Source organism: Curtobacterium sp. L1-20, assembly GCF_048755855.1.
Taxonomy (GTDB): domain Bacteria; phylum Actinomycetota; class Actinomycetes; order Actinomycetales; family Microbacteriaceae; genus Curtobacterium.
In genome coordinates, this window is record NZ_CP151473.1 from 64,232 (window position 1) to 90,163 (window position 25,932).

At 71.5% G+C, this 25,932-nt stretch carries 27 protein-coding genes and 1 tRNA gene; 12 read left to right on the forward strand and 16 right to left on the reverse strand.

All coding sequences use genetic code 11. The annotated features are described in order from the left end of the window. Positions 1 to 10: 10 nt before the first annotated feature. Entirely contained in the window at positions 11 to 1,114 is a 1,104-nt protein-coding gene (locus AAEP86_RS01725; RefSeq protein WP_420368849.1) for an epoxide hydrolase family protein, read from the reverse strand. A 192-nt stretch (positions 1,115 to 1,306) separates the two neighbouring features. Between AAEP86_RS01725 and AAEP86_RS01730 the strand changes: the two genes are divergently transcribed. Next, positions 1,307 to 2,119, forward strand: a complete 813-nt coding sequence (locus AAEP86_RS01730; RefSeq protein WP_420368850.1) for a phosphatase PAP2 family protein — start codon at positions 1,307 to 1,309, stop codon at positions 2,117 to 2,119. A 90-nt stretch (positions 2,120 to 2,209) separates the two neighbouring features. After that, positions 2,210 to 2,380: a CsbD family protein gene (locus tag AAEP86_RS01735; RefSeq protein ID WP_420368851.1), complete on the forward strand. Its 171-nt coding sequence runs from the start codon at positions 2,210 to 2,212 to the stop codon at positions 2,378 to 2,380. 224 nt (positions 2,381 to 2,604) lie between these two features. On the opposite strand, the gene AAEP86_RS01740 is transcribed toward AAEP86_RS01735, so the two are convergent. From AAEP86_RS01740 to AAEP86_RS01750, 3 genes are all read right to left on the reverse strand, one after another. After that, positions 2,605 to 3,099: an HNH endonuclease gene (locus AAEP86_RS01740; protein ID WP_420368852.1), complete on the reverse strand. Its 495-nt coding sequence runs from the start codon at positions 3,097 to 3,099 to the stop codon at positions 2,605 to 2,607. Between the two features lie 364 nt (positions 3,100 to 3,463). Beyond that, positions 3,464 to 4,423: a C40 family peptidase gene (locus tag AAEP86_RS01745; protein WP_420368853.1), complete on the reverse strand. Its 960-nt coding sequence runs from the start codon at positions 4,421 to 4,423 to the stop codon at positions 3,464 to 3,466. Positions 4,424 to 4,695: 272 nt separating this feature from the next. Further along, a complete protein-coding gene (locus AAEP86_RS01750) occupies positions 4,696 to 5,391 on the reverse strand; it encodes a metal-dependent transcriptional regulator (RefSeq protein ID WP_420368854.1) in 696 nt (231 codons plus the stop codon). 197 nt (positions 5,392 to 5,588) lie between these two features. Between AAEP86_RS01750 and serC the strand changes: the two genes are divergently transcribed. Continuing rightward, on the forward strand, positions 5,589 to 6,710 hold the full coding sequence (gene serC, locus AAEP86_RS01755) for a phosphoserine transaminase (protein WP_420368855.1): 1,122 nt from the start codon (positions 5,589 to 5,591) through the stop codon (positions 6,708 to 6,710). 106 nt (positions 6,711 to 6,816) lie between these two features. Here serC and AAEP86_RS01760 read toward each other — a convergent pair whose 3' ends face one another. Continuing rightward, positions 6,817 to 7,629, reverse strand: a complete 813-nt coding sequence (locus AAEP86_RS01760) for a DUF3027 domain-containing protein (protein ID WP_420368856.1) — start codon at positions 7,627 to 7,629, stop codon at positions 6,817 to 6,819. Beyond that, positions 7,629 to 8,006, reverse strand: coding sequence for a cold-shock protein (locus tag AAEP86_RS01765; RefSeq protein WP_022906598.1), 378 nt, complete (start codon positions 8,004 to 8,006; stop codon positions 7,629 to 7,631). The genes AAEP86_RS01760 and AAEP86_RS01765 overlap by 1 nt, the downstream gene beginning before the upstream one ends. A 56-nt stretch (positions 8,007 to 8,062) precedes the next feature. On the opposite strand from AAEP86_RS01765, the gene AAEP86_RS01770 reads away from it, so the two are divergent. From AAEP86_RS01770 to AAEP86_RS01795, 6 genes are all read left to right on the forward strand, one after another. Continuing rightward, positions 8,063 to 8,362, forward strand: a complete 300-nt coding sequence (locus AAEP86_RS01770; protein WP_420368857.1) for a hypothetical protein — start codon at positions 8,063 to 8,065, stop codon at positions 8,360 to 8,362. A gap of 28 nt (positions 8,363 to 8,390) precedes the next feature. Then, positions 8,391 to 10,154: a helicase-associated domain-containing protein gene (locus AAEP86_RS01775; protein ID WP_420368858.1), complete on the forward strand. Its 1,764-nt coding sequence runs from the start codon at positions 8,391 to 8,393 to the stop codon at positions 10,152 to 10,154. Between the two features lie 58 nt (positions 10,155 to 10,212). Next, positions 10,213 to 11,910, forward strand: a complete 1,698-nt coding sequence (locus tag AAEP86_RS01780; RefSeq protein ID WP_420368859.1) for a DNA repair helicase XPB — start codon at positions 10,213 to 10,215, stop codon at positions 11,908 to 11,910. A 51-nt stretch (positions 11,911 to 11,961) separates the two neighbouring features. Next, the gene (locus tag AAEP86_RS01785; protein WP_017888045.1) at positions 11,962 to 12,657 is read left to right on the forward strand and encodes a response regulator transcription factor; all 696 of its coding nucleotides are present in this window, start codon (positions 11,962 to 11,964) and stop codon (positions 12,655 to 12,657) included. Between the two features lie 78 nt (positions 12,658 to 12,735). Next, a complete protein-coding gene (locus AAEP86_RS01790) occupies positions 12,736 to 14,463 on the forward strand; it encodes a sensor histidine kinase (RefSeq protein ID WP_420368860.1) in 1,728 nt (575 codons plus the stop codon). 277 nt (positions 14,464 to 14,740) lie between these two features. Continuing rightward, positions 14,741 to 15,646, forward strand: a complete 906-nt coding sequence (locus AAEP86_RS01795) for a hypothetical protein (protein ID WP_420368861.1) — start codon at positions 14,741 to 14,743, stop codon at positions 15,644 to 15,646. Between the two features lie 168 nt (positions 15,647 to 15,814). Here the strand turns inward: AAEP86_RS01795 and groL are convergent, their stop codons facing one another. The 6 genes from groL to AAEP86_RS01825 all read right to left on the reverse strand — a co-directional run bounded on the left by groL (position 15,815) and on the right by AAEP86_RS01825 (position 20,550). Next, positions 15,815 to 17,437 carry a chaperonin GroEL gene (groL, locus tag AAEP86_RS01800; RefSeq protein WP_420368862.1) on the reverse strand — a complete coding sequence of 541 codons (1,623 nt, stop codon included), beginning with the start codon at positions 17,435 to 17,437 and terminating at the stop codon, positions 15,815 to 15,817. Positions 17,438 to 17,683: 246 nt separating this feature from the next. Beyond that, on the reverse strand, positions 17,684 to 17,887 hold the full coding sequence (locus AAEP86_RS01805) for a cold-shock protein (RefSeq protein WP_022903461.1): 204 nt from the start codon (positions 17,885 to 17,887) through the stop codon (positions 17,684 to 17,686). A gap of 188 nt (positions 17,888 to 18,075) precedes the next feature. Beyond that, positions 18,076 to 18,663 (reverse strand): LytR C-terminal domain-containing protein, encoded by a 588-nt coding sequence (locus AAEP86_RS01810; protein WP_420368863.1) that lies wholly within the window; start codon positions 18,661 to 18,663, stop codon positions 18,076 to 18,078. Next, a complete protein-coding gene (locus tag AAEP86_RS01815; RefSeq protein WP_420368864.1) occupies positions 18,660 to 18,989 on the reverse strand; it encodes a DUF3263 domain-containing protein in 330 nt (109 codons plus the stop codon). The genes AAEP86_RS01810 and AAEP86_RS01815 overlap by 4 nt, the downstream gene beginning before the upstream one ends. Before the next feature lie 95 nt (positions 18,990 to 19,084). Continuing rightward, positions 19,085 to 20,086, reverse strand: a complete 1,002-nt coding sequence (locus AAEP86_RS01820; RefSeq protein ID WP_420368865.1) for a DUF2332 family protein — start codon at positions 20,084 to 20,086, stop codon at positions 19,085 to 19,087. Continuing rightward, positions 20,083 to 20,550, reverse strand: coding sequence for a GNAT family N-acetyltransferase (locus tag AAEP86_RS01825; RefSeq protein ID WP_420368866.1), 468 nt, complete (start codon positions 20,548 to 20,550; stop codon positions 20,083 to 20,085). Before AAEP86_RS01825 ends, AAEP86_RS01820 begins: the two co-directional genes overlap by 4 nt. Positions 20,551 to 20,608: 58 nt before the next feature. Between AAEP86_RS01825 and msrB the strand changes: the two genes are divergently transcribed. Next, complete coding sequence (gene msrB / locus AAEP86_RS01830) at positions 20,609 to 21,028, forward strand: peptide-methionine (R)-S-oxide reductase MsrB (RefSeq protein WP_420368867.1); 420 nt, start codon at positions 20,609 to 20,611, stop codon at positions 21,026 to 21,028. Between the two features lie 36 nt (positions 21,029 to 21,064). After that, positions 21,065 to 21,137 (forward strand) — tRNA-Thr (locus AAEP86_RS01835). A gap of 135 nt (positions 21,138 to 21,272) precedes the next feature. On the opposite strand, the gene AAEP86_RS01840 is transcribed toward AAEP86_RS01835, so the two are convergent. The 3 genes from AAEP86_RS01840 to AAEP86_RS01850 form a co-directional block, all read right to left on the reverse strand. Then, complete coding sequence (locus AAEP86_RS01840) at positions 21,273 to 21,980, reverse strand: DUF3800 domain-containing protein (RefSeq protein ID WP_420368868.1); 708 nt, start codon at positions 21,978 to 21,980, stop codon at positions 21,273 to 21,275. Positions 21,981 to 22,250: 270 nt separating this feature from the next. Next, positions 22,251 to 23,282: an aldo/keto reductase gene (locus AAEP86_RS01845; RefSeq protein WP_420368869.1), complete on the reverse strand. Its 1,032-nt coding sequence runs from the start codon at positions 23,280 to 23,282 to the stop codon at positions 22,251 to 22,253. A gap of 81 nt (positions 23,283 to 23,363) precedes the next feature. Next, positions 23,364 to 24,149 (reverse strand): alpha/beta fold hydrolase, encoded by a 786-nt coding sequence (locus AAEP86_RS01850; RefSeq protein ID WP_420368870.1) that lies wholly within the window; start codon positions 24,147 to 24,149, stop codon positions 23,364 to 23,366. On the opposite strand from AAEP86_RS01850, the gene AAEP86_RS01855 reads away from it, so the two are divergent. Next, on the forward strand, positions 24,148 to 24,951 hold the full coding sequence (locus AAEP86_RS01855) for an NAD(P)H-hydrate epimerase (protein WP_420368871.1): 804 nt from the start codon (positions 24,148 to 24,150) through the stop codon (positions 24,949 to 24,951). The genes AAEP86_RS01850 and AAEP86_RS01855 overlap by 2 nt on opposite strands. Positions 24,952 to 24,954: 3 nt before the next feature. Here the strand turns inward: AAEP86_RS01855 and AAEP86_RS01860 are convergent, their stop codons facing one another. Beyond that, positions 24,955 to 25,896, reverse strand: a complete 942-nt coding sequence (locus AAEP86_RS01860; protein ID WP_420368872.1) for a 2-deoxy-5-keto-D-gluconate 6-phosphate aldolase domain-containing protein — start codon at positions 25,894 to 25,896, stop codon at positions 24,955 to 24,957. Positions 25,897 to 25,932: the final 36 nt, after the last annotated feature.

Consider the following 25,932-nt stretch of genomic DNA (forward strand, 5'->3'; position numbering starts at 1 on the left):
CTCATCCACTCTAGCGGCGGAACGGCTCCAGGAAGGCGCGGAGCTCGTCGACGAACAGGTCCGGCTGCTCGAACGGCGCGAAGTGCCCGCCGCGGTCGAGTTCGTGGTGGTACACGAGGTTCGTCGTGCGCTCCAGCCACTCCCGCGGTGCCCGCACGAGGTCGCCCGGGAAGATCGAGAACCCGGACGGGACCTCCACCCGGCGGCTCAGCTGCGAGGCCGGGATCTCCGCGTTCGCGTGGTACATCCGCATCGCCGACCCGATGGTCCCGGTCGCCCAGTACTCGGTGAGGAGGGCCAGGACCTCGTCCCGCGTGTACACGGACCAGAGGTCGCCGTCGCAGTCGCTCCACGACCGGAGCTTCTCGACGATCCACGCCGCCAGGCCCGCCGGGGAGTCGTTCAACCCGACCGCCGCGGTCTGCGGCTTCGTCCGGTGCATCATCGCGTAGGCCCCCTCGGCGGTGCGCCACCGGTCGGTCTCGACGACGAACGCGCGCTCGGCCTCCGACAGCGTCGACGGGTCGAGTCCGGGCCAGGCGAGCCCGCCGTCGATGCGGTGCACCGCGACGACGCGGGCGGGGTGGTCGAGTGCGAGGTAGCGGGCGACGTGCGTGCCGATGTCCCCGCCGGAGACGGCGAAGTGCTCGTACCCGAGATCGGTCATCAGCGTCGCCCACATCGCGGCGACCTGCCGGGCGTCGACCGGCTGCGGCGGCGCCTCCGAGAAGCCGTACCCGGGCATGTCCGGCACGACGACGTCGAAGCCCGCCTCCACGAGCATCGGCAGCACCTTCCGGTACCGCCAGCCGGAGTCGGGCCAACCGTGCGCGAGCAGGACCGGCAGGGCGCCGGGGCCGGTGGCGCGGGCGTGCAGCACGTGGATCCGGGTGCCGTCGACGACCACCCGACGGGAGGGCAGCGCCGCCAACTCGGCCCGGTGCGCGTCGAAGTCGAACCCGTCCGCCCAGTACTCGACGAGGGGACGGAGCTCGTCGAGGTCGACACCGAGCGACCAGCCCACGCCGGCGGGGGCGTCGGGCCAGCGGGTGGCGCGCAGCCGGGCGCGCAGGTCGGCGATGGTCGCGTCGTCGATCTCGGGTGTCTCCGCCATGGCGGCACGCTACGCGCGGCGACCGACAGGCGGTCGGGAGGCGCGGTGCGGGCCCGCCCCGCGCCTCCCGACCGCGACGGCGACGGCGACGGCGACGGCGACAGCGACAGCAACAGCCGGCGCCGACCGCACGCGGCCAGCACCGCACCCCGTTCCTGACAACCCGCGACACCGCCCGGTCAGACTGGCAGCATGACCGACCTCGGCTCCCCCGCACCCTCCGGCACCGCGAGGTACGACCGACGCATCGGGCCGCGCGACGTGACCGAGTGGCGCAGCCGCGCGGGGCGACGGCTCGCGTCCCGGCACCGCTCGTTCGCCCAGCGGGTCGGTGCACACCGCGCCCTGGTGACGACGCTCGCGGTCGGCGGCGGCATCGCGGTCGCCGCGACGGCAGGAGCCGCGTACATCTACGACGGCGTCACCGGTCGGGACGGCATCCAGAGCCTCGACCGGCCCGCGCTCGAGCGGGCGAAGCGGCTGCGCTCACCGGTGACCGACGGCGCGGCAGCCGCCATCGCCCACGTGTTCGGCCCGGTGGCGATGCCGGTGCTGACCATCGGCTCGGCGGTGGCCTTCGCGGTCCGCGACCGTCGGCTCAGTCCGGCGACCCTCTTCGTCGCCGCAGGAGCGGGCTCCCTCGCGATGACGGTGCTCGGGAAGGACCTCATCAAGCGGAACCGCCCGCGCCGCCGCGACGCCATCCCGCCGTTCGAGGAGTCGCCGTCGTTCCCTTCCGGGCACACCCTGAACACGACGACCATCCTCGGCGTCCTCGCCTACCTGCTGGCGCTCCGGCAGGAACGCACCGCCCCGCAGGTCGCGGTCATCGCCGCGGCCGCGGGCACCGCCGCGACGGTCGGCCTGTCCCGGGTGCTCCTCGGGGCGCACTGGTTCACGGACGTCGCGGTCGGGTGGGTGACCGGCGGGGGCTGGTTGTCGCTGATCATCACGAGCCACCGCCTGTACCTCAGCGCCGAGGACGACGACACCGTCGGCTCCTGACGGATCTGGGAGCTCGCTGCAAGGGCATCCGTCCCGCTCGGTACCGTCGATGCACACGCACCGCGAGTGCGAGCGACGAAGGAGGCAGTCATGGGACTCGACGACAAGATCAAGAACGCAGCGCAGGACATCGCCGGCAAGGCCAAGGAAGCGCTCGGCGACCACAAGGGTGACGACCACCTCAAGGCCGAGGGCCAGAAGGACCAGGCCGCGGCCTCGACCAAGAAGGTCGGCGAGGACGTCAAGGACGTCTTCAAGTAGCGGTCACCGCACGGATCGACGGCCCGTCCCCGCAGGGGGACGGGCCGTCGACGTCTGCGGTGCAGGATGCGACGGGGCGATCGCGGGCCGGGTCGCCCAGCTCGGTCCGTGGCGGTCGGGAGGCGCGCTGCCAGCCCGCACCGCACCTTCTGTCCGGCCCGACGACGGGAGGCGCGCTGCCGGCCCGTACCGCGCCTCCTGCCTGACGTCGGCCGGTCCGGCCGCTACGCGGCCACGAGGTACTCGTCCCACTCGGACTGCGGGCGCTCGATGCCCCGCACCACCCACGAGGCGCCGTGCGGTGCCTTCGGGCGGAAGCGGAGCCGCCACCCCATCTCCTGCGGGGTGCGGTCGCCCTTGGTGTTGTTGCACGCGAGGCAGCAGGCGACGAGGTTCTCCCACGAGTCCTCGCCACCGCGGGAACGGGGCTGGACGTGGTCGATCGTGGTCGCGTGCCGGTCGCAGTACGCGCACCGGTTGGCGTCCCGGCGGAGGACCCCGCGGCGCGACACCGGGACGAGTCGCGAGTGCGGGATCCGCACGTAGCGGGTGAGGACGATGACGGACGGACGGTCGTAGGTGGACGTCGAGCCCGTGACCGGGTGGTCGAGGTCCGCGGCGACGATGGCGGCCTTCTGGTTCATGACGAGCACGAGGGCCCGACGGAACGAGATGACCGCGAGGGGCTCGTAACCGGCGTTGAGGACGAGAGTGCGCATGGGTTCCCTTCCGACGTGCCTGGACGGCTTCCAGGCGGTGCGGGTGCGTCGGGCCGGGGCACCGCTCAGGTGACCGTCGCTCGCGCGGACGACCCCGGAACCACGAAGAGCACCACCCGGATGGGCAGTGCTCTCGTCATGCTGGGGCGTGCTCGTGCACGCAGGCGGTGGTCGACCATATGTCGACGTGCGCGCGCCGACCCATGGTGCGGGTCGTGCGGAACGCTGACATGAGGTCTCCCTGTGCGGACCGGATCGGACCGGTGCAGCGTCAGGCTACGTCAGAAACCGGCCCGGCACGAGGGTGCACGGGCCGGTTCCGGCGATGTTCACGGGAAGGACGCGTTCCCGGGGGCCGACGACGTCAGATGCCGAAGCGGACGATGTGGTAGTCGCTGGTCCAGATCGGGCGGATCGACACGGCGCCACCGGGCTTCGGGGCGTCCATGATCATGCCGTTGCCCATGTAGAAGCCGTCGTGCGCCTCGTTGTTGAAGATGACGACGTCACCGGGCTGCGCCTGGGAGGTCGGGATCGTCGTACCGGCCTGGTCCTGCAGCGGCACCGAGTGCGCCAGGTTGATGCCGTACTGGGCGTAGACGAACATGACGTAGCCCGAGCAGTCGAACCCGGACGGGTCCGCGCCGCCGAAGACGTACGGGGTGCCGATGTACTGCTTCGCGGTGGCGACGACGGCCGGCAGCGAGAACGGGGTGTTCGCGGCACTGGCGGACGCGACGTAGTCGGACGCGGTCGGGCCGGTGTAGGCGGCGTACTTCGATGCGGTCTCGGCGCGGGCGGCCTGCGTGGTGGCGGCCTGCGCCGCTGCCTGCTTCGCGGCGGCGTCCGCTGCCTTCTTGGCGGCCTCGGCGTCGAGCGTCGACTGGGCGGTGGCGCCGTAGCCGTCGCGGCTGGTGCCGGCGAGGGCGACCGCGTCGGACACGGAGAAGTTCTGGGCCTGGGTCGCGCGGACCGCACGCTCGGCGCTCGCGGCGTCGGGCGTCTGGTGGGTCGCGGCGAAGGCCGGGGCGACCGCGACGGTGCCGAACATGCCGGCGGCGACGGTCAGGACGACCGGGGCGAGGAAGCGACGCTTGCGGGCCGACGAGCTCGCCTTCGTGGCGGCAGCGGTGCGGGCCGCCTGGGCCGCACGACGACCGCCGGGGAGCGGGGCGTCACGGACCGGGGTCACGCGGGCCGGGCGGGTGGCCTGGGCCTCGCTCTGCCGGACTGCGCGGCGCGAGATGGGTGCGTCGGTGGCGTTCGCGGTGTTCGTCGGGTTCACGGGCGTCTGGGCGTCCGCGGCGGAACCGGTCTGCGTCAAAGGGGTGTCTCCGGCGTCTCGTCATCACGTCCGCGTGGGTGACCGCGGTCGCGCAACCCCATCCGTTCGTCATCGTTTCCGATCGAGACAGGAGACGGGTTCGAGACGTCCTGTCACGGGTCCTTGGCCTCGTGGGTGGCCGGCGGACTCGTCGAGTGTACGTGCCGGTCGTTACCTTGTCGAGATGAAAACGCCGCTTTGTAACGAATGGGTAAAGAAGCCCTGATCAGACCAGGAAATCCGGTCGATCCCCAGTTCCGGGGGCAGCGGGGTCAGGAGCGCTCGATGTAGACGTGCTGCGCGACCTCGCTCGGCAGCTCGATGCCCGAGTCCTCGCCGTCGACGCGGACGGCGACGTAGGCGCCGGCGCGCTGCACGCTCGCGAGGCGCCCCGGCATGACGCCGGCCGTCCGCAGCTGGTGGAGGAGCTCCGGCTCGAACTGCACGGGCTCGCCCAGGCGGCGGATGACACCGGTGGCGACGGCGTCGGTGCCCTCAGTCGCCGCGACGATGTTCTGCACCCCGTCGAGGAAGCCGGCTGCCGTGGGTCCGCCGATCTCGGCGAGGCCGGGGATCGGGTTGCCGTACGGCGACTCCGTGGGGTTGCCGAGCATCTCGAGCAGTCGGACCTCGACCTGCTCGCTCATCACGTGCTCCCAGCGGCAGGCCTCGTCGTGGACGAACGCCCAGTCGAGCCCGATGACGTCCGAGAGCAGGCGCTCCGCCAGACGGTGCTTGCGCATCACGTGGGTGGCCCGCGACCGGCCTTCCTCGGTCAGCTCGAGGTGGCGGTCGCCGGAGACGACGACCAGGCCGTCGCGCTCCATCCGGGCGATCGTCTGCGAGACCGTGGGTCCGGAGTGTCCGAGGCGCTCCGAGATGCGAGCGCGCAGCGGGACGATCGCCTCCTCCTCGAGGTCGAGGATGGTGCGGAGGTACATCTCCGTGGTGTCGACGAGATCGGTCACGGTCCGCCTCTCATGTCTGGGCTCAGCCCGCACCACCCTACTTGTTCGCAGTGGCGAGGACCGACCCGACCCGGCGCCCCCGTGGAGAACTCCGCGCGCGACGGCCACGGACCGGCCGGGAGGCGCGGTGCACGCCCGCCCCGCCCGTCCGGTCGGCCGGTCACGAGCGCTGGGATACCACTCGGTAGGATCGGCGCATGGCAGACATCGTCATCCCCGCCGACCTCCTCCCGACCGACGGCCGATTCGGTTGCGGCCCGTCCAAGATCCGTGGCGCGCAGCTCGAGTCCCTCGTGACCCGCGGGGCGACGATCCTCGGCACCTCCCACCGTCAGAAGCCCGTGAAGGACCTCGTCGGCAGCGTCCGACAGGGTCTCGCCGACCTGTTCGACCTGCCGGATGGCTACGAGGTCGTCCTCGGCAACGGCGGGTCGACCGCGTTCTGGGACGCCGCCGCGTTCGGGCTCGTCGAGCGCCGCGCGGAGAACCTGTCCTTCGGCGAGTTCGGCTCGAAGTTCGCCAAGGCCGCGGCCGCGCCGTGGCTCGAGGCACCGCACGTGGTCGAGGCCCCCGGTGGCTCCCTCGCCGCGCTCGAGGCCGTCGAGGGCGTCGACGTCTACGCCTACCCGCACAACGAGACCTCGACCGGCGTCATGGCCCCCGTGGTCCGCGCGGCCGGTGACGACGGCGCGCTCACCGTGGTCGACGCCACGAGTGCCGCCGGCGGCGCCGCGTTCGACGTCAGCGCGACGGACGTCTACTACTTCGCACCGCAGAAGAACTTCGCCTCGGACGGCGGCCTCTGGCTCGCACTGTTCTCGCCCGCCGCCCTCGAACGCGTCGAGCGCATCGCGGCGAGCGACCGGTACATCCCGGAGTTCCTGTCGCTCAAGAACGCCGTCGACAACTCGCGGTTGAACCAGACGCTGAACACCCCGGCGCTCGCCACGCTGATCCTGCTCGACGACCAGGTGCAGTGGATCAACCAGTCCGGCGGTCTCGCCTGGGCCGACACCCGCACGAAGACCTCCTCGTCGACGCTCTACGACTGGGCGGAGTCCGTCGACTACGCGACGCCGTTCGTCACCGTGCCGGAGCACCGGTCGCAGGTCGTCGCGACGATCGACCTCGACGACTCGATCGACGCGAAGGCCGTCGCCGCGACCCTGCGCCAGAACGGCATCGTCGACACGGAGCCCTACCGGAAGCTCGGTCGCAACCAGCTCCGCGTCGCGACCTTCACGGCGATCGACCCGGACGACGTGGCGAAGCTGGTGCGGGCGATCGACTTCGTGGTCGACGCGCAGCGCTCGGCCTGACCTCCGGCTCCACGAGACACCTGCCCGTACAAGGAACGCCGCCCGGTCGGGCGGCGTTCCGTCGTCTGGAGGGACCTCAGGCCCGGCAGGGGTGGTCCGAGGGACCTCAGGCCCGGTGGTGGTCGGGGTCGGTCTCGGCGGGGTCCAGGCGGTCCACCTCGAGGTCGCCGTCCGGGTCCGTGGGACGGACCCGGCGGGAACGCCGTCGGGCACCACGGGACGGCTGCGAGGACGAGTCGTCGGCCTGCTGGTCGACGTCGGCTTCCTGCGCGGTGTGCGCCGCCGCGTCGGTGTCCCGCGGCTCGGCGTCCTCGTGCACGTCGCCGTCCGCCTCGGCCAGGCCGTCGACGTCAACACCGTCGATGTCGTCGTCGTCCGGCTCGTCGAGGTCGTCCTCGTCGGCGTCGAAGTCGTCGTCGTCGTCCGCCTCGTCGTCGTCCGACTCGTCGTCGTCCGGGTCGTCGTAGTCGGCGTCCTCGTCGTCGTCGTCCGCCTCGTCGTCGTCGGAGTCGTCGTCCGCGTCCTCGTCGTCGTCGTCGTCGAGGTCGTCGTCCTCGTCGGCGTCCTCGTCGTCGTCGTCGTGCGCACCCTCGGCGTCCTGGCCGGCCCGGTACTCGGCCAGCCGCTCGGACCAGGGCACCCACTCCGGAGCGACGAGCGAGCCGTCACCCGGCATGAGCTCGACCTCGAGCACGGTCGGCTCGTCGCCGGCGACCTGGGCGATGGACACCGTCCAGCGCCACCCGGGGTAGCCGGGCATGCGGTTGGCGAAGAGGACGGAGACGACGCCGTCGCCCTCGTCCACGGTGCCGGCGGGAGCGCCGACCGTGGACTCGGGCGTCACCTCGAGCAGCGCCGTGCGCGCGAGCGCAGTGAGGTCCTCGGACGGGACCGGGGCGATGGGTACGGTGTCGGTCATCAGGCGTCCAACTGGTCGGCGACGTGCCGCAGGATCGCGGCGATACGGGTTCCGTTCTTCGGGTACCGGCCGTGCCGGAAGTCCCCGCTGATCCGGTCGAGCTCCTTCACGAGGTCCTCGACGATCACGGCCATGTCGTCCGCCGAGCGGCGGGACATCTTCGCGAGGGACGGCTGCGGGTCGAGGAGCCGCACGGACAGCGCCTGCGACCCCTTCTTCCCCTGGACCACGCCGTACTCGAGCCGGGATCCGGCCTTCACCGACGTGACGCCGTCGGGCAGCGAGGACGCGTGCAGGAAGACGGGTTCGCCGTCGTCGCCGGTGATGAACCCGAACCCCTTCTGGTCGTCGTAGAACTTGACCTTGCCGGTGGGCATTCGTCGGTCTCCTCGTGGTCGTGGTCCGGCCGTGGTGCGTCGGATATCCTGGGTCGATGGCCAAGCCGACCCGATCGACCGGGAACCCGCAGGACTCCGCGGATTCCCCGGTGACGTTCAATCGTACCGAACGTGCACTCGCGTTCATGGTCGGCGGGATCTTCATCGCCGCCTTCCTCTGCATCGCGGCGATGATCGTGATGTGGCTGACCGTCCCCAGCGCCCAGGGTTCGATGCCGTGGCCGGTGATCATGGCGATCCCGCTGATCGGCTTCCCGATCGGGATGGTCCTCGTCTTCACGTTGCTCGGCATCACCTGGACGCGCCGGGCGCGAGCGAACCGGACGGCGCGCTGAGGCCCGCGCCGGACGATCGCGGCGGACGATGACGACCACCGCAGACCTCGCCGCCCGACTCCGGGCGATGCCGGACGACGCCCTCGAGCAGCTCGTCCTCGCTCGTCGACTCCCGACGGCGGTCTTCAGCGAGACCGGGCCGCTGCACGTCTCCGACTTCTTCGACCTCGCCGAGGCACTCCGCACCGACGACGCCGTGGATGCCGCGATCGAGCACCTGCCGCGGGCCACGCTCCTCGCGCTGCGTGACGGCACCGGTGACGCCGGTGCGCTCGCCCCGGCGGTCGCACTCGGCCTGGCGGACGACGACGGCGCGGTGGACGACGCGGTGACGGCCCGGCTCGCGGCCCACCCGGACATCGTGGCCCTCGAGCCGGGAGGCGCGGAGGACGCCCGCCCCGCCGGCGCGGCCCCGCAGCACGGGGACGACCAGGCCGCCCGCACCGTCGGCGCCGAGCACGCCTTCGAGACCATGACCGTGCTCGCCGAGTTGCTGCGAGCCGTGTCCGAGGGCGCGGTGCGCGAGCTCGTGAAGGGCGGCATCGGGACGCCGCTCGCGAAGGTCCTCGGCGAGCGTGCCGGCGCCGACGCCGCCGTCGTGCCCGATCGGCTGACGCTGCTGGACCGGGTCGGCCTCGCCGACCCCGACGACGGCACCTGGACGACGACCCCGGCGGGCGAGGCCTGGCTCGTCGCGAGCTGGCCGGACCGGTGGTCCACGCTCGTCACGGCGTGGCACGACGCGCTCGACCCGGCCGTGCGCCAGGTCCTCGCCCTCGCGGGGGACGACCTCCGCGACCTGGTCGCCCTCGGCCGCTGGGCCTTCCCGGCCGGTGCGCGCTGGCTGGACGCGGTCCTCCTCGACGTCGCGGGGTCCGCCGAGGCACTCGGTCTCGGGGTCGAGGGCGTGGTCACGAGCACCGGCCGAGCCCTGCTCGACGGCGACAGCGCCCCGGCGGCGGTCGACCTGCCGCCGACGGTCGACGGCGTGTACCTGCAGCACGACCTCACCGTGATCGCTCCCGGACCGCTCGCCCCGGTCGACGACGACGCACTCCGGAGTGTCGCCGTGCTCGAGGCGCCGGGGCTCGCCGCCCGGTACCGGATCTCCGAGGACTCCCTGCGACGGGCGTTCCGCGCCGGGCTCGCCCGTGACGAGGTCGTGGCGCTCCTCGAGCGACTCTCGGCGACCGGCCTCCCGCAGCCCCTCGCCTACCTCATCGACCAGGTGTCCTCCCGCGACGGCAGCATCGTCGTCGACCTGGGCGACGGCGGCGTCGGCACGCGCGTGCACGGCACCGCGGACCAGCTCGACCTCGTCGGCGTGGACGCCGAGCTCCGCCAGCTGGCCTGGGAGCGCAGCGACCTGACGACGCTCCTGACCCGCTACCCACCGCACGTCGTCCACTCGGCGCTGGAGGACCAGCGCTACCCGGCCGTCCTGACGGCCGCAGCCCGCCCCGCGACCGGGTCCGCGCCTCCAGGCCGGCGACGCACCGGTGCCCGCAACCCGGAGCAGGCGGCGCACGCGCTCGTGGAACGGCTCCGGCTCACCACCGAGCGCGGCGAGGCCGAACCGGAGCAGGAGTGGCTGGGGCGGCAGATCGACCTCGCCGTGCGCGGGCGTACGCCGATCCGGCTGACCGTCCGGATGCCGGACGGCACCGAGCGGCCGTTCTCGATCGTGCCGACCTCGGTCGCCGCGGGTCGCGTGCGCGGCCGGGACACGGCGGTCGACGTCGAGCGCACCCTGCCGCTCTCCCTGGTGGTGGCTGTGGAGAGCGACGCCTGATCCACACGACTGGCCGGACCGCGCTCGTTCGCAGGCGCGCGGCATAGGCTCATCCGTCATGAACGGACCGCTGATCGTGCAGAGCGACCGCACCGTGCTGCTCGAAGTGGCACACCCCGACGCCGAGGACGCCCGGCACGACCTCGCGGTGTTCGCGGAGCTGGAACGCGCGCCGGAACACGTGCACACGTACCGCATCACGCGGCTCGGTCTCTGGAACGCGCGGGCCGCCGGACACGACGCCGAGAGCATGATCCACACGCTCGAGCACTTCGCGAAGTTCCCGGTACCGCAGAGCGTCACGGTCGACATCCGCGACACCGTGGCGCGGTACGGACGGCTCGTCATCCGACGCGAGGAACGCGCGGACGCGCCGGCGATCGCGAACTCCCCGTCCGAGGAACTCGAGCGCCAGCCGGTCCTGCTCCTCACCGCCAGCGAGCCGTCGGTCCTGGCCGAGGTCATCCGGTCGAAGCGGATCAAGCCGCTGCTCGGCGACATGCGCTCCCCGGAAGAGGTCGAGCTGCTGCCGTGGGCACGCGGCCAGATCAAGCAGGAACTCGTCAAGCTCGGGTGGCCTGCGGAGGACCTCGCCGGGTACACGCCGGGCCAGCCCCACGCGATCGACCTCGCGACCGAGGACTGGCAGCTCCGGCCGTACCAGGAGCAGGCGGTCGACACGTTCTTCGCCCAGGGCTCCGGCGTCGTGGTGCTGCCCTGTGGCGCCGGCAAGACGCTCGTCGGCGCCGGGGCGATGGCCACGGTGAAGGCGACGACGCTCATCCTCGTGACGAACACCGTGTCCGCACGGCAGTGGCGGTCCGAACTGCTGCGCCGGACGTCGCTGACCGAGGACGAGATCGGCGAGTACTCGGGCAGCGTGAAGGAGATCCGCCCGGTCACCATCGCGACCTACCAGATCCTCACCGCCCGCCGGAAGGGCGAGTACACGCACCTGTCCCTGCTCGACGCCCTCGACTGGGGGCTCATCGTCTACGACGAGGTGCACCTGCTGCCGGCGCCGGTCTTCAAGCTGACCGCCGACCTGCAGGCACGGCGCCGGCTCGGTCTCACAGCGACGCTCGTGCGCGAGGACGGACGCGAGGGCGACGTGTTCTCCCTCATCGGGCCGAAGCGCTACGACGCCCCGTGGAAGGAGATCGAGGCGCAGGGCTACATCTCCCCCGCCGAGTGCTTCGAGGTGCGCATCGACCTGCCGCACCAGGACCGGCTCGAGTACGCGGCGTCGAGCGACGACGAGCGGTACCGGCTCGCCGCGACCTCCCCGGCGAAGACCCCCGTGGTGCGGGACCTCATCGCGAAGCACCGCGGCGAGCAGATCCTCGTCATCGGGCAGTACATCGACCAGCTGGACGACCTCGCCTCGTCCCTCGACGCCGCGGAGATCACCGGTGCCACGCCGGTCGACGAGCGCGAGCGCCTGTACGAGGCGTTCCGGAGCGGGGCGATCGACGTCCTCGTGGTCTCGAAGGTTGCCAACTTCTCGGTGGACCTGCCCGACGCGACCGTGGCGATCCAGGTGTCCGGGTCGTTCGGGTCGCGGCAGGAAGAGGCGCAGCGTCTCGGTCGGCTCCTCCGTCCGAACAAGGACGGCCTGCCGGCGTCGTTCTACACCCTCGTCACGCGCGACACCGTCGACCAGGACTTCGCGCAGAACCGGCAGCGCTTCCTCGCCGAGCAGGGCTACTCGTACACGATCCTCGACGCGGACCAGATCCAGACGCCGGTGGGGTGACGCACGCACCGCTCTCAGGAAACCTCGAGGGAACGGTCAGAAGATAAGTCCATGAGCGATGGCCCCAAGATCCTGATCGTCGACGACGAGCCGAACATCCGCGACCTCCTGACGACCTCGCTGCGCTTCGCCGGCTTCGCCGTGCGCGCGGTGGGCAACGGGGCACAGGCGATCTCCGCCGTGCTCGAGGAAGAGCCGGACCTGATCATCCTCGACGTGATGCTGCCCGACATGAACGGCTTCGGTGTGACCAAGCGCCTCCGCTCCTCGGGCTACACCTCGCCGATCCTGTTCCTCACCGCGAAGGACGACACCGAGGACAAGATCACCGGGCTCACGGTCGGCGGCGACGACTACGTCACCAAGCCGTTCTCGCTCGACGAGATCGTCGCGCGCATCAAGGCCATCCTCCGTCGCACGATGAACGACGAGGAAGACGCGATCATCCGCGCGGGTGAGCTCACGATGGACCAGGACACGCACGAGGTCACGATCGGCGACGCGCAGATCGAACTCTCCCCGACCGAGTTCAAGCTGCTCCGCTACCTGATGCTCAACCCGAACCGCGTGCTGTCGAAGGCACAGATCCTCGACCACGTGTGGGAGTACGACTTCAACGGCGACGCGGGCATCGTCGAGTCCTACATCTCGTACCTGCGCCGCAAGCTCGACCAGTACTCGGCCGAGCCGATCATCCAGACCAAGCGCGGCTTCGGCTACATGCTGAAGGCATCCAAGGCCTCGTAGGTCGTCCGGGCCAACGGGTCCGACTTCACGGCGGTCGTCCGGTTTCACCGGGCGGCCGCTGTCTATCGTTGGGGAAGCATGCACACGCGAATGAGCCGCTGGTGGGACGGGATCTCCCTGCGCACCAAGATCACCGGGATCACGGTCCTGCTGGTGGCGCTCGGCCTGCTCGTCTCCGGACTCGGCACGATGACCGTGCTGTCCACGTACCTCATGTCGCAGCTCGACAACAGCGTGAAGAACACGACCGAGCAGCTCGAAGGCCAGAACATCAGCGACGGCGAGCAGTACTGCAAGCTCTCCGTGGTGCTCTCCCAGAGCGCGTACGTCGCCGCGTACAACTCCGACAGCGACCGGATCTGCCAGACGAAGGCGTCGAGCCGCCCGGACATCCGCCAGCTCGACTTCTCGGCCGCTGCCCAGAGCGGCATGCGCTTCTCGCTCTACGACAGCCAGCACAACCACGAGTGGCGCGCGCAGGTCATCCCCGCGTCGCTGCAGGACCAGACGAGCGGCAGCACCGAGACGGGCTACGTGCTCGTAGCCGTGTCGAGCGCCGACACCGACCAGACGATCGCGCGCTTCACCGTCATCTTCCTCGGCTTCGGCATCTCGGTGATCCTCCTCGGCGCCATGCTCACCCGGCTCCTGGTGACCGCGACCTTCGACCCCCTGCGGGACGTCGAGGACACCGCTGCGCGCTTCGCCGCCGGCGACTTCAACCAGCGGCTCGAGGCGGACACCCCGAACACCGAGGTCGGGCGGCTCAACCGCTCCCTCAACTCGATGCTCGAACGGATCGACACCGCGTTCGAGGACCGGCAGCGCACCATCGACCAGATGCGTCGCTTCGTCGGCGACGCCTCGCACGAACTCCGGACGCCCCTCGTCTCGCTGCGCGGGTACGCCGAGCTCTACCGCATGGGCGCCCTCCGCAAGGAAGAGGACGTCGCCCAGGCGATGGAGCGCATCGAGAAGGAAGCCCAGCGGATGGGGCTCCTCGTGCAGGACCTCCTGCAGCTCGCCCGCATCGACGAGTCGAAGCCGCTCGAGCTCGGGCCGGTCGACCTCGTCGCGATCGCCCGTGACTCCGCGCTCGACACCATGGCGTCCAACCCCGACCGCGAGATCCAGGTGCTCGTCGAGGACTCCGTCACCGGCGAGAGCGTCGCCCAGGCCGTCCGTCCGCCGTCGTCCGCGTTCGGTACGGCGGCCACGTCACCGTTCTCCGAGAGCGGTGAGGTCCCGCCGGCCTCCCCCACGTCGGCGAACACAACGGGGCCAATCGCGTTCTCACGGCAGACCATCGCGCGCCTCCGTGCGCGTCGGACCCGGGCGATGGGCGTCGACGGCATCGCCCCCACCGACGAGACCACGCCGCTGCCCACCGTCGTGCTGCCGAAGCGTCCGCCGATCGTCCTCGCCGAGGAGAACAAGATCCGGCAGATCGTCACGAACCTCATGGGCAACGCGATGCGCTTCACCGCGCACGACGATCCGATCGAGATCGGCATCGGTGTGGACGACGACCGCGGGATGGCGCACATCGACGTGATCGACCACGGTGAGGGCATCCCGCCGCAGCTCCGCGACAAGATCTTCCAGCGCTTCTGGCGTGCTGACACCTCGCGTGCACGGGACACCGGTGGATCGGGGCTCGGGCTCGCGATCGTGTCCGGCATCGTCGCGGCGCACAACGGCTCGGTCGAGGTCTTCGACACCGAGGGTGGCGGCGCCACCTTCCGCGTCTGGCTCCCCCTGCTCCCGCGCGACTACGCCCCCGCCCCCGCCACCCCCGCGTCCTGACCGCCGCGCGCCCCCGCCGCGCCGCGCGCGGGCCCGGCGCGTCCGCGGGCTCGGCGCGCCCGCGCGCCAGGCGCCGGCCGTCCGCCGAGATCGCACTCCGTGCCTGACCACGACCGCGAGCGGCCGCCGAAGTGCGATCTCACGGGGGCCAACGCCGTGCCCAACCCTCGACGACTGCGATCTTGAATGTCCTCCACAGACGGTCCGTGCCACCCCTTCGTCCACTCCGCAGACCTCGTGCGGCATCGTCCCTCGGGCCGTGACCAGGCTGAGCACCATGACTCGTCCGCCCCGACCGCTGCCGAGCAGGTTCGCCAACACGCCCTTCCTCGTGCGGGACGCACTCGCATCGGGCATCGCGCGGGACCGGCTCCGTCGCCCTGACCTGGTCACCCCGGCACGAGGCGTCCGTCTCCCCGCCAGTGCGGACGAACTCCTGCACCGCTTGATCGCGGTCGGTCTGTTGCTCCGTGCCGACCAGCACCTGAGTCATGTGTCGGCCGCAGTGCTCTGGCGCTGCCCGCTCCCGCGCGCGCTCAGACGGGTGGACGCGACGATCCACGTCTCGACCGTCGGGACCGGCCCTGTCGAGCGACGTCGGGAGGTGGTCGGCCACCGCGTCGCTGCCGACCGAGCTCAAGCCACGACGGTCTTCGGCACCCGAGTCAGTGCCCCGGCCGCGGCGTGGTACGAGTGCCGGAAGCTCCTCAGCCCCCGTGATCTCGTGATCCTCGGCGACCACATGGTCGGAGTCGGCCGCCTTGCGACCCTCGACCAGCTCTCCGGGACGATCAGAGCCGGAGACCGTGACGTCATCCGGGCGCGATCAGCGGTCGAGCGTGTCCGCAGCGGCGCGGAGTCCCCGGCGGAGACGAGTCTGCGGTTGATGGTCGTCGACGCGGGCTTTCCCGAGCCTGAGCTCAACGTCGACGTGCACGCCGCCGACGGACGGTTCATCGGTCGGGCGGACATGGCCTGGCCGGAGCTCCGCATTGCTCTCGAGTACGACGGCGATCACCGCCGAACCGACCGGGACGCCTTCCGTCGAGATCGGAGCAGGGGCAACGACTTCACCTCCGAGGACTGGATCGTGATCCGCGCTACCTCCGGGGACCTCGTTCGACCGGCGACGGTGTTCGAGCACCTTCGCCGCGCCTTCGAGCACCGACGTCGAGTGTGGTGACGGTCTCAGCCGCCGCCGAAGTCGCACTTTCGCGGGTGATCAGCGCGGAGATGGCCGCCGAAGTGCGATCTCGGCGAAGTCGATGCGCCCGCCGGCGCCCCGCACGCCCCGCACACGCGGAAGGGCCCCCGCACGCGCAGCGTGCGAGGGCCCTTCCGGAAGGACGGACTAGAAGTCCATGCCACCCGTCGGGTCGCCGGCCGGCATGGCCGGAGCCTTCTCGGGCTTGTCGGCGACGACGGCCTCGGTCGTGAGGAACAGACCGGCGATGGACGCAGCGTTCTGCAGCGCCGAGCGCGTGACCTTGGCCGGGTCGATGATGCCCGCGGCGATGAGGTCGACGTACTCGCCGGTCGCAGCGTTGAGGCCCCAGCCGGACTCGAGCTCGCGGACCTTGGCGGCCACGACACCCGGCTCCATGCCGGCGTTCAGCGCGATCTGCTTCAGCGGCGCGTCGATCGCGACGCGGACGATGTTCGCACCGGTCGCCTCGTCACCCTGGAGCTCGAGGGACTCGAGCGCCACGGCACCGGCCTGGATGAGGGCGACCCCACCACCGGCGACGATGCCCTCTTCGACGGCAGCCTTCGCGTTGCGGACGGCGTCCTCGATGCGGTGCTTGCGCTCCTTGAGCTCGACCTCGGTCGCGGCACCCGCCTTGATGACGGCGACGCCACCGGCGAGCTTGGCGAGGCGCTCCTGGAGCTTCTCGCGGTCGTAGTCGGAGTCGGTCGCGTCGATCTCGGAACGGATCTGACGGACGCGGCCCGCGATCTGCTCGGCGTCGCCGGCACCCTCGACGATCGTGGTCTCATCCTTGGTGATGACGACCTTGCGGGCACGACCGAGGAGGTCGAGCGTCGCGTTCTCGAGCTTGAGGCCGACCTCTTCCGAGATGACCTGGCCGCCGGTGAGGATCGCGATGTCCTGCAGCATGGCCTTGCGACGGTCGCCGAAGCCCGGGGCCTTGACGGCGACGGACTTGAAGATGCCGCGGATCTTGTTCACGACGAGCGTGGCCAGGGCCTCGCCGTCGACGTCCTCGGCGATGATGAGGAGCTGCTTGCCCGCCTGGATCACCTTGTCGACGACCGGCAGGAGGTCCTTGATGTTCGAGATCTTCGAGTTGACGATCAGGATGTAGGCGTCCTCGAAGACGGCTTCCTGACGCTCGGGGTCGGTCACGAAGTACTGCGACAGGTAGCCCTTGTCGAAGCGCATGCCCTCGGTGAGCTCGAGCTCGGTGCCGAAGGTGTTCGACTCCTCGACGGTGACGACGCCTTCCTTGCCGACCTTGTCGATCGCCTCGGCGATGAGCGCGCCGATCGTCGGGTCCGCGGCGGAGATCGACGCGGTGGCGGCGATCTGGTCCTTGGTCTCGATCTCCTTCGCGTTGGCGAGGAGCTGCTCGGAGACGGCGGCGACGGCCTTCTCGATGCCGCGCTTGAGCGAGATCGGGTCAGCACCGGCAGCGACGTTGCGGAGGCCTTCACGGACGAGCGCCTGGGCGAGGACGGTCGCGGTGGTCGTACCGTCACCGGCGACGTCGTCGGTCTTCTTGGCGACCTCCTTGACGAGCTCCGCACCGATCTTCTCGTACGGGTCGTCGAGTTCGATCTCCTTGGCGATGGAGACACCGTCGTTCGTGATCGTGGGGGCGCCCCACTTCTTCTCGAGGACGACGTTGCGGCCGCGCGGGCCGAGCGTCACCTTCACGGCGTCGGCCAGCTGGTTCAGGCCGCGCTCGAGGCCACGGCGGGCCTCCTCGTCGAAAGCAATGATCTTAGCCATGTGAGTTCTTCGTCCCTCCCGGACGTCGTCATGGGGGTCGTGCTGGCACTCAGCGTGAGCGAGTGCCAACGCCGATTCTGGCACTCGGAGGGTCCGAGTGCAACACAGGAGCAGCGCGTCGGCGGTGCGCTCGACGCGAACCGAGCGCCGACCGCGTGCCGCATCGACGAACGGGCCGAGCGCCCCCCGGACACGACGAACGCGCCGCCCCCGACGGGACGGCGCGTTCGCGAGTGGTGCTGCGGCTCAGGCGGGGCGGACCGATTCGGCCTGCGGGCCCTTCGACCCGGTCCCGACGTCGAACGTCACTGCCTGGCCCTCCTCGAGGACCTTGTAGCCCGACATGTCGATTGCCGAGTAGTGCACGAACACGTCCTGGCCCCCTCCATCGACGGTGATGAAGCCGAAGCCCTTCTCGGCGTTGAACCACTTCACGGTTCCGTTGGCCATGATCTCTTGCTCCCTGCGGTGGTGCTGTTGCGGCCGGCGAAGTCGCGGCTTGGCACGACTCTTACCGAACAATGCCGACAGGGCAAGGGGTGTGACGTTCTTTCACGTCGATTCCGACAGAATTCAACGTGCCCGAAACACGGCCGTCACAAATGCACGAGACGACCGCGCCGCGGTCCGGGAATGCGTCAGCCGGCGTAGTCCGCGCCGAGCACGACGCTGATGTCGGCGTTCGGGAACGCAGCCGACTGCTGCACCGCGGTGACGCCCAGCGACTTCGCGATGCCCCTGGCCACCGCGGCCTGCGAGGCCTGCTGGTAGTAGACGATCGTCGCCGTCGTCCCGGTGGTGCCGGCGTCACCCGTCGAGGTGACCTTCCACCCGGCGTTGGTCAGCGCGGCGCTGCCCTTCGCTGCGAGGCCGGTCGTGGTGGTGCCGTTGAGCACGACGAGCGAGGAGGTCCCCTGCTGCGCCGGCGTCCCGGCGGCGGGCGCCTGCGCCGCGGGCGTGGACGGCGACGCCGAGGACGACGGCTTCGCGGTGGCCGTGGCCGTGGCCGACGAGGCGGGGGCCGGCGAGTCCGATCCGGAGAACGAGTAGCTGCCGTTCAGCAGCGCGAGGACGAGGACCCCGAGGCCGACGAGCACGCCGGTGGCGAGTGCCGCCCAGGCGAACGCGATCCAGCCCCGCCCACGTCGTTGGACGCCACGGTGCGCGCCGACCCGCGGGCCGTCGGCGATCTCGTCGAACCGGTCACGGGGGTGTCTCGTGGTCATCGTTCCTCTTCACGTCCTTCGGGAGCCGTACCGGGTGCGACGAAGCTGCGCGCTGCCCGGGCACTGGTGCGTGCGTGCCGGAGCCGCTGCAGCCGGGCCACCAGCTGCGGGTCGTAGGCGAGTGCCGCGGGCGAGTCGATCACACGGTTGAGCACCTGGTAGTACCGCGCCGGCGACATCTCGAACTCGACCCGGATCTCCGCCTCCTTCGTGCGGTCGTGCCGCGAGCGGTCCTGCCGTGCCCGCTCGTGCTCGAACGTGAGCACGTGGACGGCGAGGTCGCTGAGCTGGTCAGCGCTGCGCTCGTCGGCGGGGATGGCGGTCACTGCGGTTCCGATCGCGGTCGGGGACGGGTCTCGCACATCGTAGGGGTGGAGGGCATCGGGACCCTGGCACGCCGCTGGACTGTCGCGAAGACCGGTCACAGGTTCGGGTCGCGGAGCCAGCGCACGCGGACACCGAACGGGTCCGAGACGGCTGCCGCGACACCGTCCAGCGAGGCCGTCGCGAACGCGTCCGGCGCGTCCGGGTCGACGTCCGGGGGCAGGCTCGCCGCGACACCGGTGAGGATGCCCGTGCGTTCCAGGGCGATCCAGTGCACCCCGCGCTCCCGCACGCGGTCGACGAACCGCTGACGCTCGGCCCCGGGCACGTAGACGAGCGTCCCGGTGGTCAGGACCACCGGTTCGCACCCGTCCGGCAGGGTGTCCAGGGCCCGGTCCAGGTCGCCGGGCAGCGTGCCCGTGATCCGGACGGGAGGCGCGGCGAGCGTCGCGCGCGCCGCCGCACGCATCAGGGCGGTCCGGTCCGTCGCCTCGGGCGGGACGGCCTCGACCAGCCGGTCGAACGCGCCCGGCTCGGCGAGGTCGATCGGGTTCGGGTCGAGGGCGACCCGCGCCGCGACGCGGATCGGCCCCGTGGCCGGTGCGGGGAGGACCCCCGAGGCGTCGACGACGAGGTGGACCGACGGGTCCTCGACAGCGGTGTGCATCCGGACGAGCTGCGGGCGCGCCCCTGTGCAGTGGTCGAGCGTCACCCGGTCCGGGATCGAGCAGAGCCCCGCCGCGGCGCCCGCGTCGACGAGCCCGAGCGGCCGCCGTGTCCGCGCGGCGAGCGCCGCGAACAGCGGGACGACTGGACCGAGCCGTCGCGGGTCGTTGGCCTGCACCGTGGCGGAGCCGAGGGCCGCGACCAGGGTGGGGCGCGCCTCCCGTCCGAGCGCGCGGAGCGCACCGGGGTCCGACGGGTCCGCTCCCAACCGTCGAGCGACGGCGAAGAGGAGTTCCGGTTGCCGTTTCGTCTCCGGGACCTCGTCGAGGAGGGCGACCAGGTGGTCGTCGAGCGACCGCGCCCAGGCAGCGTACGTCGGTGAGACGGACGCGATGCGGTCCGCGTACGCGGCGTACCGGCCGCGGGTGGTCACGCGCGGTACATCCCGACGTGTCGGATGCCGGCCTCGACGTAGGGGGCGCCGAAGCGCCGGAAGCCGTGCCGCTCGTAGAGCGCGGCGACGTACTCCTGCGCGTGGAGGACGACGGGTTCGTGCCCGTGGGACGCGAGCACCGCCGCCACCAGTCCTCCGGCGATGCCGCGGCCGCGGTGGTCCGGGTGGGTGGCGACCCGGCCGATCACCCACGCCGGCGGGACCGTGCCGGACGGGTGGACCTCCGCCGGTGCCGGTCGAATCAGCCGCAGGTACCCGACCGCTTCCGCGTCGGCTCCGAACCACCAGTGTTCGGTGTCGGGCTCGCGGTCGCGGCCGTCGAAGTCCTCGTCGGAGACGCGTTGTTCGAGTGCGAACACCCGGTTCCGGAGCCGGACGATACCGTACAGTTCGTCCGTCGTCAGACGGTCCCAACGGGCGTGCTGCACGGAATGCTCGGACACCCGGACGAGTTTACTGACAGTGGCTGCACCCCTTGAGCCAGAAGCAGGAGGCACATCAATGGCTTACAACGTCGAGAAGACCGACGCCGAGTGGCGCGAGGAACTCTCCCCCGAGCAGTACGCCGTCCTCCGCCAAGCCGGCACGGAACGACCCTGGACCGGTGAACTCCTCGACGAGGAGCGCGCCGGCATCTACACGTGTGCTGCCTGCGGCGCGGAGCTGTTCAAGAGCGGCACGAAGTTCGACTCCGGTTGCGGCTGGCCGTCGTTCTACGAGTCGGTCGACCCCGAGGCCGTGACCCTCATCGAGGACAAGTCCCTCGGCATGGTCCGCACCGAGGTCCGCTGCGCGAACTGCGGCTCGCACCTCGGGCACGTGTTCCCGGACGGCTTCGGCACGCCGACCGGCGACCGCTACTGCATGAACTCGCTGTCGCTGAACTTCACCGAGAAGGACGGCGCCGAGACGAGCGCGTGAGCCTCCGGCCCGCTCGTCGGTAGGATGAGCGGGTCAGCCAGCATGGCGCAATTGGTAGCGCACCGTACTTGTAATACGGGGGTTGCGGGTTCGAGTCCCGCTGCTGGCCCGTACACTGGATCCGCAGGCCGCGACCTCGTCGCCGCCCGCACCGCCTTCAGCCCCGCCGCGAGCGGGGCTGTCGTGCGTCCGGGCTGGGCTCCCGTCCGCTGGCCGACGCGTGCGCCGGGGCGGGCAGCACCGGTCACGGCCATGCGCCGGCACCGACGGAACACCGTTCGATGTCCTCGACGAGCGCTGCCATCACCCGCGCCTGGCGGGGATCGCGCTCGACCACCGTCTGGGAACGCACCCACACGAATGCGACCACGTCGGCGATCTGCAGCATCCGGGAGTGGTGACTCGGCGCGAAGTGCACCGTGTCCAGGAGCCGCTCGAGTCGCGTGTGCATGTAGGTCCCCGGAGTGCCGTAGGCCTGGTAGACCGCGAACCGCTCTCGGTGTCGGTCTCGATCGGCCCGTTCGTCCGCGATGACCAGTGCGTGTCGGTCGCTCGCGGTCGCGTGGCGGTCGACCCGTTGGAGCAGGTGCTGGAACGCCACCTGTTCGGGCGCGTACCGATCGCGGTACCCGCGGGTCTCCTGGTACCGCCGGAGCCGATCAGGCCTGACGCCGCGGAGGAGGACGGTCGCTCCGGACGCCCGGACGGCGTCGACGACTTCGAGGAACACCTTCACGCGGACTCGTGGGGGCACCGCGGCCCACTCCTCCTTGCCGTGGAACACCGGGTGTGCGTGCACCTCGGTCCGCGGATCGACGCCGTACTCACCGAGCGAGGCGACCAGTTCGTGCATGCGGGCGGTGAGCCGTCGGGTCTGCTCCGCGTCCACCACCACGGCGCCGAAACCGTAGAAGTCGTTCTTGAAGGACTCGTCGACGTAGCAGAGCAGCACACTGGAATACCGCCGTAGACGGACGACCCGCTGCCGGAACCGCTCGTAGATGCACGAGAGCTCCGGATGAGCGGAAGCCCCGGGCGAGTGATCGCCCGGGGCTTCCGGCGCATGGAACGCGGATCAGGGGCGTCCAGAGCGCTCGACGCGGTAACCAGCCGGCCGTGCAGCGATGGTGACACCTCACCGTCGCCGATGTCCACACATCTGGACAACGTCGCGGAAAGCCGCAGCGCGGTACCAGCCGCCGGGGACCGCCTGCGCGGACGCTCAGCGACCGCCGGTGATCTTCCGTTCCCGCTGCGCGACGCCGGCCGTGCCGTAGGGGTAGTCGTCGATCCGGGGGGCGCTGACGTCCGTCAGGGTCTGCAGCTCGGCGTCGTCGAGCACCAGGTCCGCCGCGCCGAGGTTGTCCTCGAGCTGGGACACGGTGCGGGCGCCGAGGATGACGCTCGTCACCGCGGGACGGGCGAGCAGCCAGGCGAGCGCGACCTGCGAGCGTGAGGCCCCGTGCGCGTCGGCGATCGCGGAGACCGCGTCGAGGACGGCCCAGGTCCGCTCGTCGGAGTTGCGGGCCTCCCACGCCTCCATGCCGCGCTCCGGGTTCTCGCCGAGCCGGGTGGTGCCCGTCGGCGCTTCGTCGCGCTGGTACTTGCCGGTGAGCCACCCGCCGGCGAGGGGCGACCACGGCAGCATGCCGATGCCGGCGTCGAGGCAGGCGGGGACGACCTCGTGCTCGATGTCGCGGACGAGGAGGTTGTACTGCGGCTGCAGGGTCACGGGCGGTGCCCAGCCGTGCGACTTCGCCTCGTAGACGGCCTTGGTGATCTGGTAGCCGAGGTAGTTCGAGAACCCGTACGAGCCGATCTTGCCGGCGGACACCGCGTCGTCGAGGAAGCGCAGGGTCTCCTCGATCGGGGTGAGGGCGTCCCACGCGTGCATCTGGTACAGGTCGATGTGGTCGACGCCGAGGCGCTCGAGCGAGGCGTCGAGGGCGAGCCGGAGGTGCCGGCGGGACAGGCCGAGGTCGTTGGGTCCGTCGCCCTGCGGGAAGCGGCCCTTCGTGGCGAGGACGACCTGGGCGGCCTCGGTGGGGTGCGCGGCGAGCCAGCGGCCGATGATCCGCTCGGACTCGTTGCCCGAGTAGACGTCGGCCGTGTCGATGAGGGTGCCGCCGGCCGCGACGAACGTGTCGATGATCGTGTGGGAGGTGGGTTCGTCGGCTTCGCTGCCGAACGTCATGGTGCCGAGGGTCAGCGTCGACACCGATGTCCCGCTGTTGCCGAGGAGTCTGTAGTCCATGGCCGGGACGGTACGCGCGGCGTCCCGTGCCAGCGAGGACCTGCGAGTACCCCTCAGCGCGCGTCGGACAGGGCGCTGATGTCAGCGACGCTCGGAGAGGAACGCGATCGCCGCCTCACGGAACGCCCTCGACGTCGGCGCGTTGAAGTGGTTGCGCCCCGGGATCTCGAAGAACGACGCGTCCGGCGCCGCCTCGGCCAGGCGCACCGCGCTGTCCCGGATACCGTCCTCGCTGCCGGCCGCCATCAGGATCGGCTGCGTCGGGGCGTTCGTCGGCGTCGGCTCGATGCTGCCCCGCATCCCCTCGACCATCGCCACGAGCGCCTCGAGGTCGTTCCCCTCGACGTTCCCCGCCATGGTGAGGTACCCGTTCGTCACGCGGTCCTCGATCGGGGTGCCGTCGGCGAGGTACGCCTTCGCCTGGTCGACGCGCACGCGGCGCATCGGGTCGGCGTCGGGGATGCCGCCGAACACGGCGCGGGTGATCCGGTCCGGCAGCCGCTCGGCGGTGTGCCAGCCGACGCGGGCGCCGAGCGAGTACCCGAGGTAGACGACGTCGTCCAGCAGGTAGGTGTCGATGACGGTCGTGACGTCGGCGACGAGGAGGTCCATCGAGTAGGCGCCGGGATCGTGGGGCTTGGCGCTGGCCCCGTGCCCCCGCTGGTCGAGGGCGACCACACGGTACCCGGCGCGGACGAGGTCGCGGGTCCAGCCGGAGGCGTGCCAGTTGAGGACGGCCCCGGAGGCGAAGCCGTGCACGGCGACGACGGCGGGCGCCTCCGGGTCGCCGAAGTCGTAGGTGGCGATCCGCAGTCCGTCCGGGGACATCACGGCACGGGGTCGGGGTGCTTCGGGGACGAGTGACATGTCCTCTCCAGGCTACCGGGGCACTGTGGACGACATGGACGGCTACGGCGGCGATCAGATCCGGGCGGCGGAACGGCCGCACCTCGACGCGGGGGAACCGCTCATGCTCCGAGCGGCGGACGGTCTGGCGACCATCGTCGGCGGCCTCCTCGACGACCCGGCCGTCCGGCCGGTCGATGGCCCCGGCTCCGTCCTCCTGCTGGTGGGCAGTGGCGACAACGGTGGCGACGCGCTGTTCGCGGGTGCGCGCCTGGCGGCGGACGGGAGGCACGTGGCGGTGCTGCGGGTCGGCTCACGCGTCCACGAGGCGGGCCTGGCAGCGGCGCTGGACGCCGGCGCGCGCCTCCTGGACGGCCCGTCCGGCACCTCGGGCGCGCACGCCGGCGGCGCGGCCGACATCCTGCGTGCGGCCGGCCCGACGGACGGCGAGCGCCTCGCGGGGGTGGCGACCGAGGCCGCCCTCGAGGCGGACGTCGTCCTCGACGCGATCCTCGGCATCGGCGTGCACGGAGCCTCCGCGCTCCGGTCCCCCGCCCGCGAGGTCGTCGACGCGATCCGCGAGCTCGCCCGCGACCAGCGCGCCCCGTTCGTGGTGGCGGTGGACGTGCCGAGCGGCATCGACGTCGACACCGGCGGCGTCGCCGACGACCACGTGCTGCACGCCGACGTCACGGTCACGTTCGGCGGCGTCAAGGCCGGTCTGCTGACCGGACCGGCCGCGACGCTCGCCGGACGCATCGAGCTCGTGGACGTCGGGATCGGCGCGGACCTCGCGGCAGTGGAGCCGCTGATCCGCACCTGAGGGTCAGACCGCGCCCGCGTCCACCCCGTGCTCGACGTCCCCGCGGGCCTCGAGCCACGTGTCGACGAAGTGCCGGTAGTTGGCGGCGATGAGCTGCTCGGCGGCGTGGGTGTCGAGGTGCTCGCGGACCACGTCCTCGAGCGGCTCCTCCCAGTTGCTCCGACCGATCGCGAACCCGACGAACCCGTCGACCGGGGCCGCGGTGCGGAGCCAGTGGTCGAGCTGTTCCTCGGGGGCGTCCCGGCCGAGGACGATGCACTGCACCCCGTCACGACCGCCGCGGCGCGCGGTGGCGACGACCCGTTCGGCGTCCTCGCGTGCGTCGAGTCCCTCGAGCTTCCACACGTCCGCCTCGACCCCGTGGTCCTGCAGGTACTCGAGCACCTGCACGACCAGGTCGGGTCGGAGGTCGCGGTCGTAGTCGTCGACCGAGGCCTGCTGCTCGTCGGTGCCGGGGACCAGGAGTTCGACCAGGAACGGCCGCCCGGCGTCGTGCAGTGCACGCGACACCGCCGCCAGGTCGGCTGCCTGCTGCGCCCGTCGCTCCGGGTCGAACGCGGGGTTGTCGCGGACGAGCACCTTCACGAAGTCGGGGTCGAACGCGTCGACGTGGGCCGTCCAGTCGTCGCCGTACTCGAGCTCGAACCACTCGCGGCCCGACCGTTCGACGGGCATCGCGAGCTGCAGGCCCGCCTCCTTCACGAGCCGCGCGACGTCGGCGCCGTACCGCTCGTCGACGAGGACGCCGGTGTGCTCCCGTGCGGCCCCGGCACCGATCGCGGACAGCACCCCGCGGTACACGAGCTGCTTGCCGGCCCGGACCCGCTGGGCCTCGGCCTCGTCGACCGGCTCACCGCCGGACTCGTCGTAGGTGTGCTCCAGGAGCGACGAACGCTGGTCCATCGCGAACAGGAACAGGGGGTGTGCTTCGTCGAGGTTCGCCATGCACCCGTCCTACTCCCCGGCCCCTCGGACCCGACG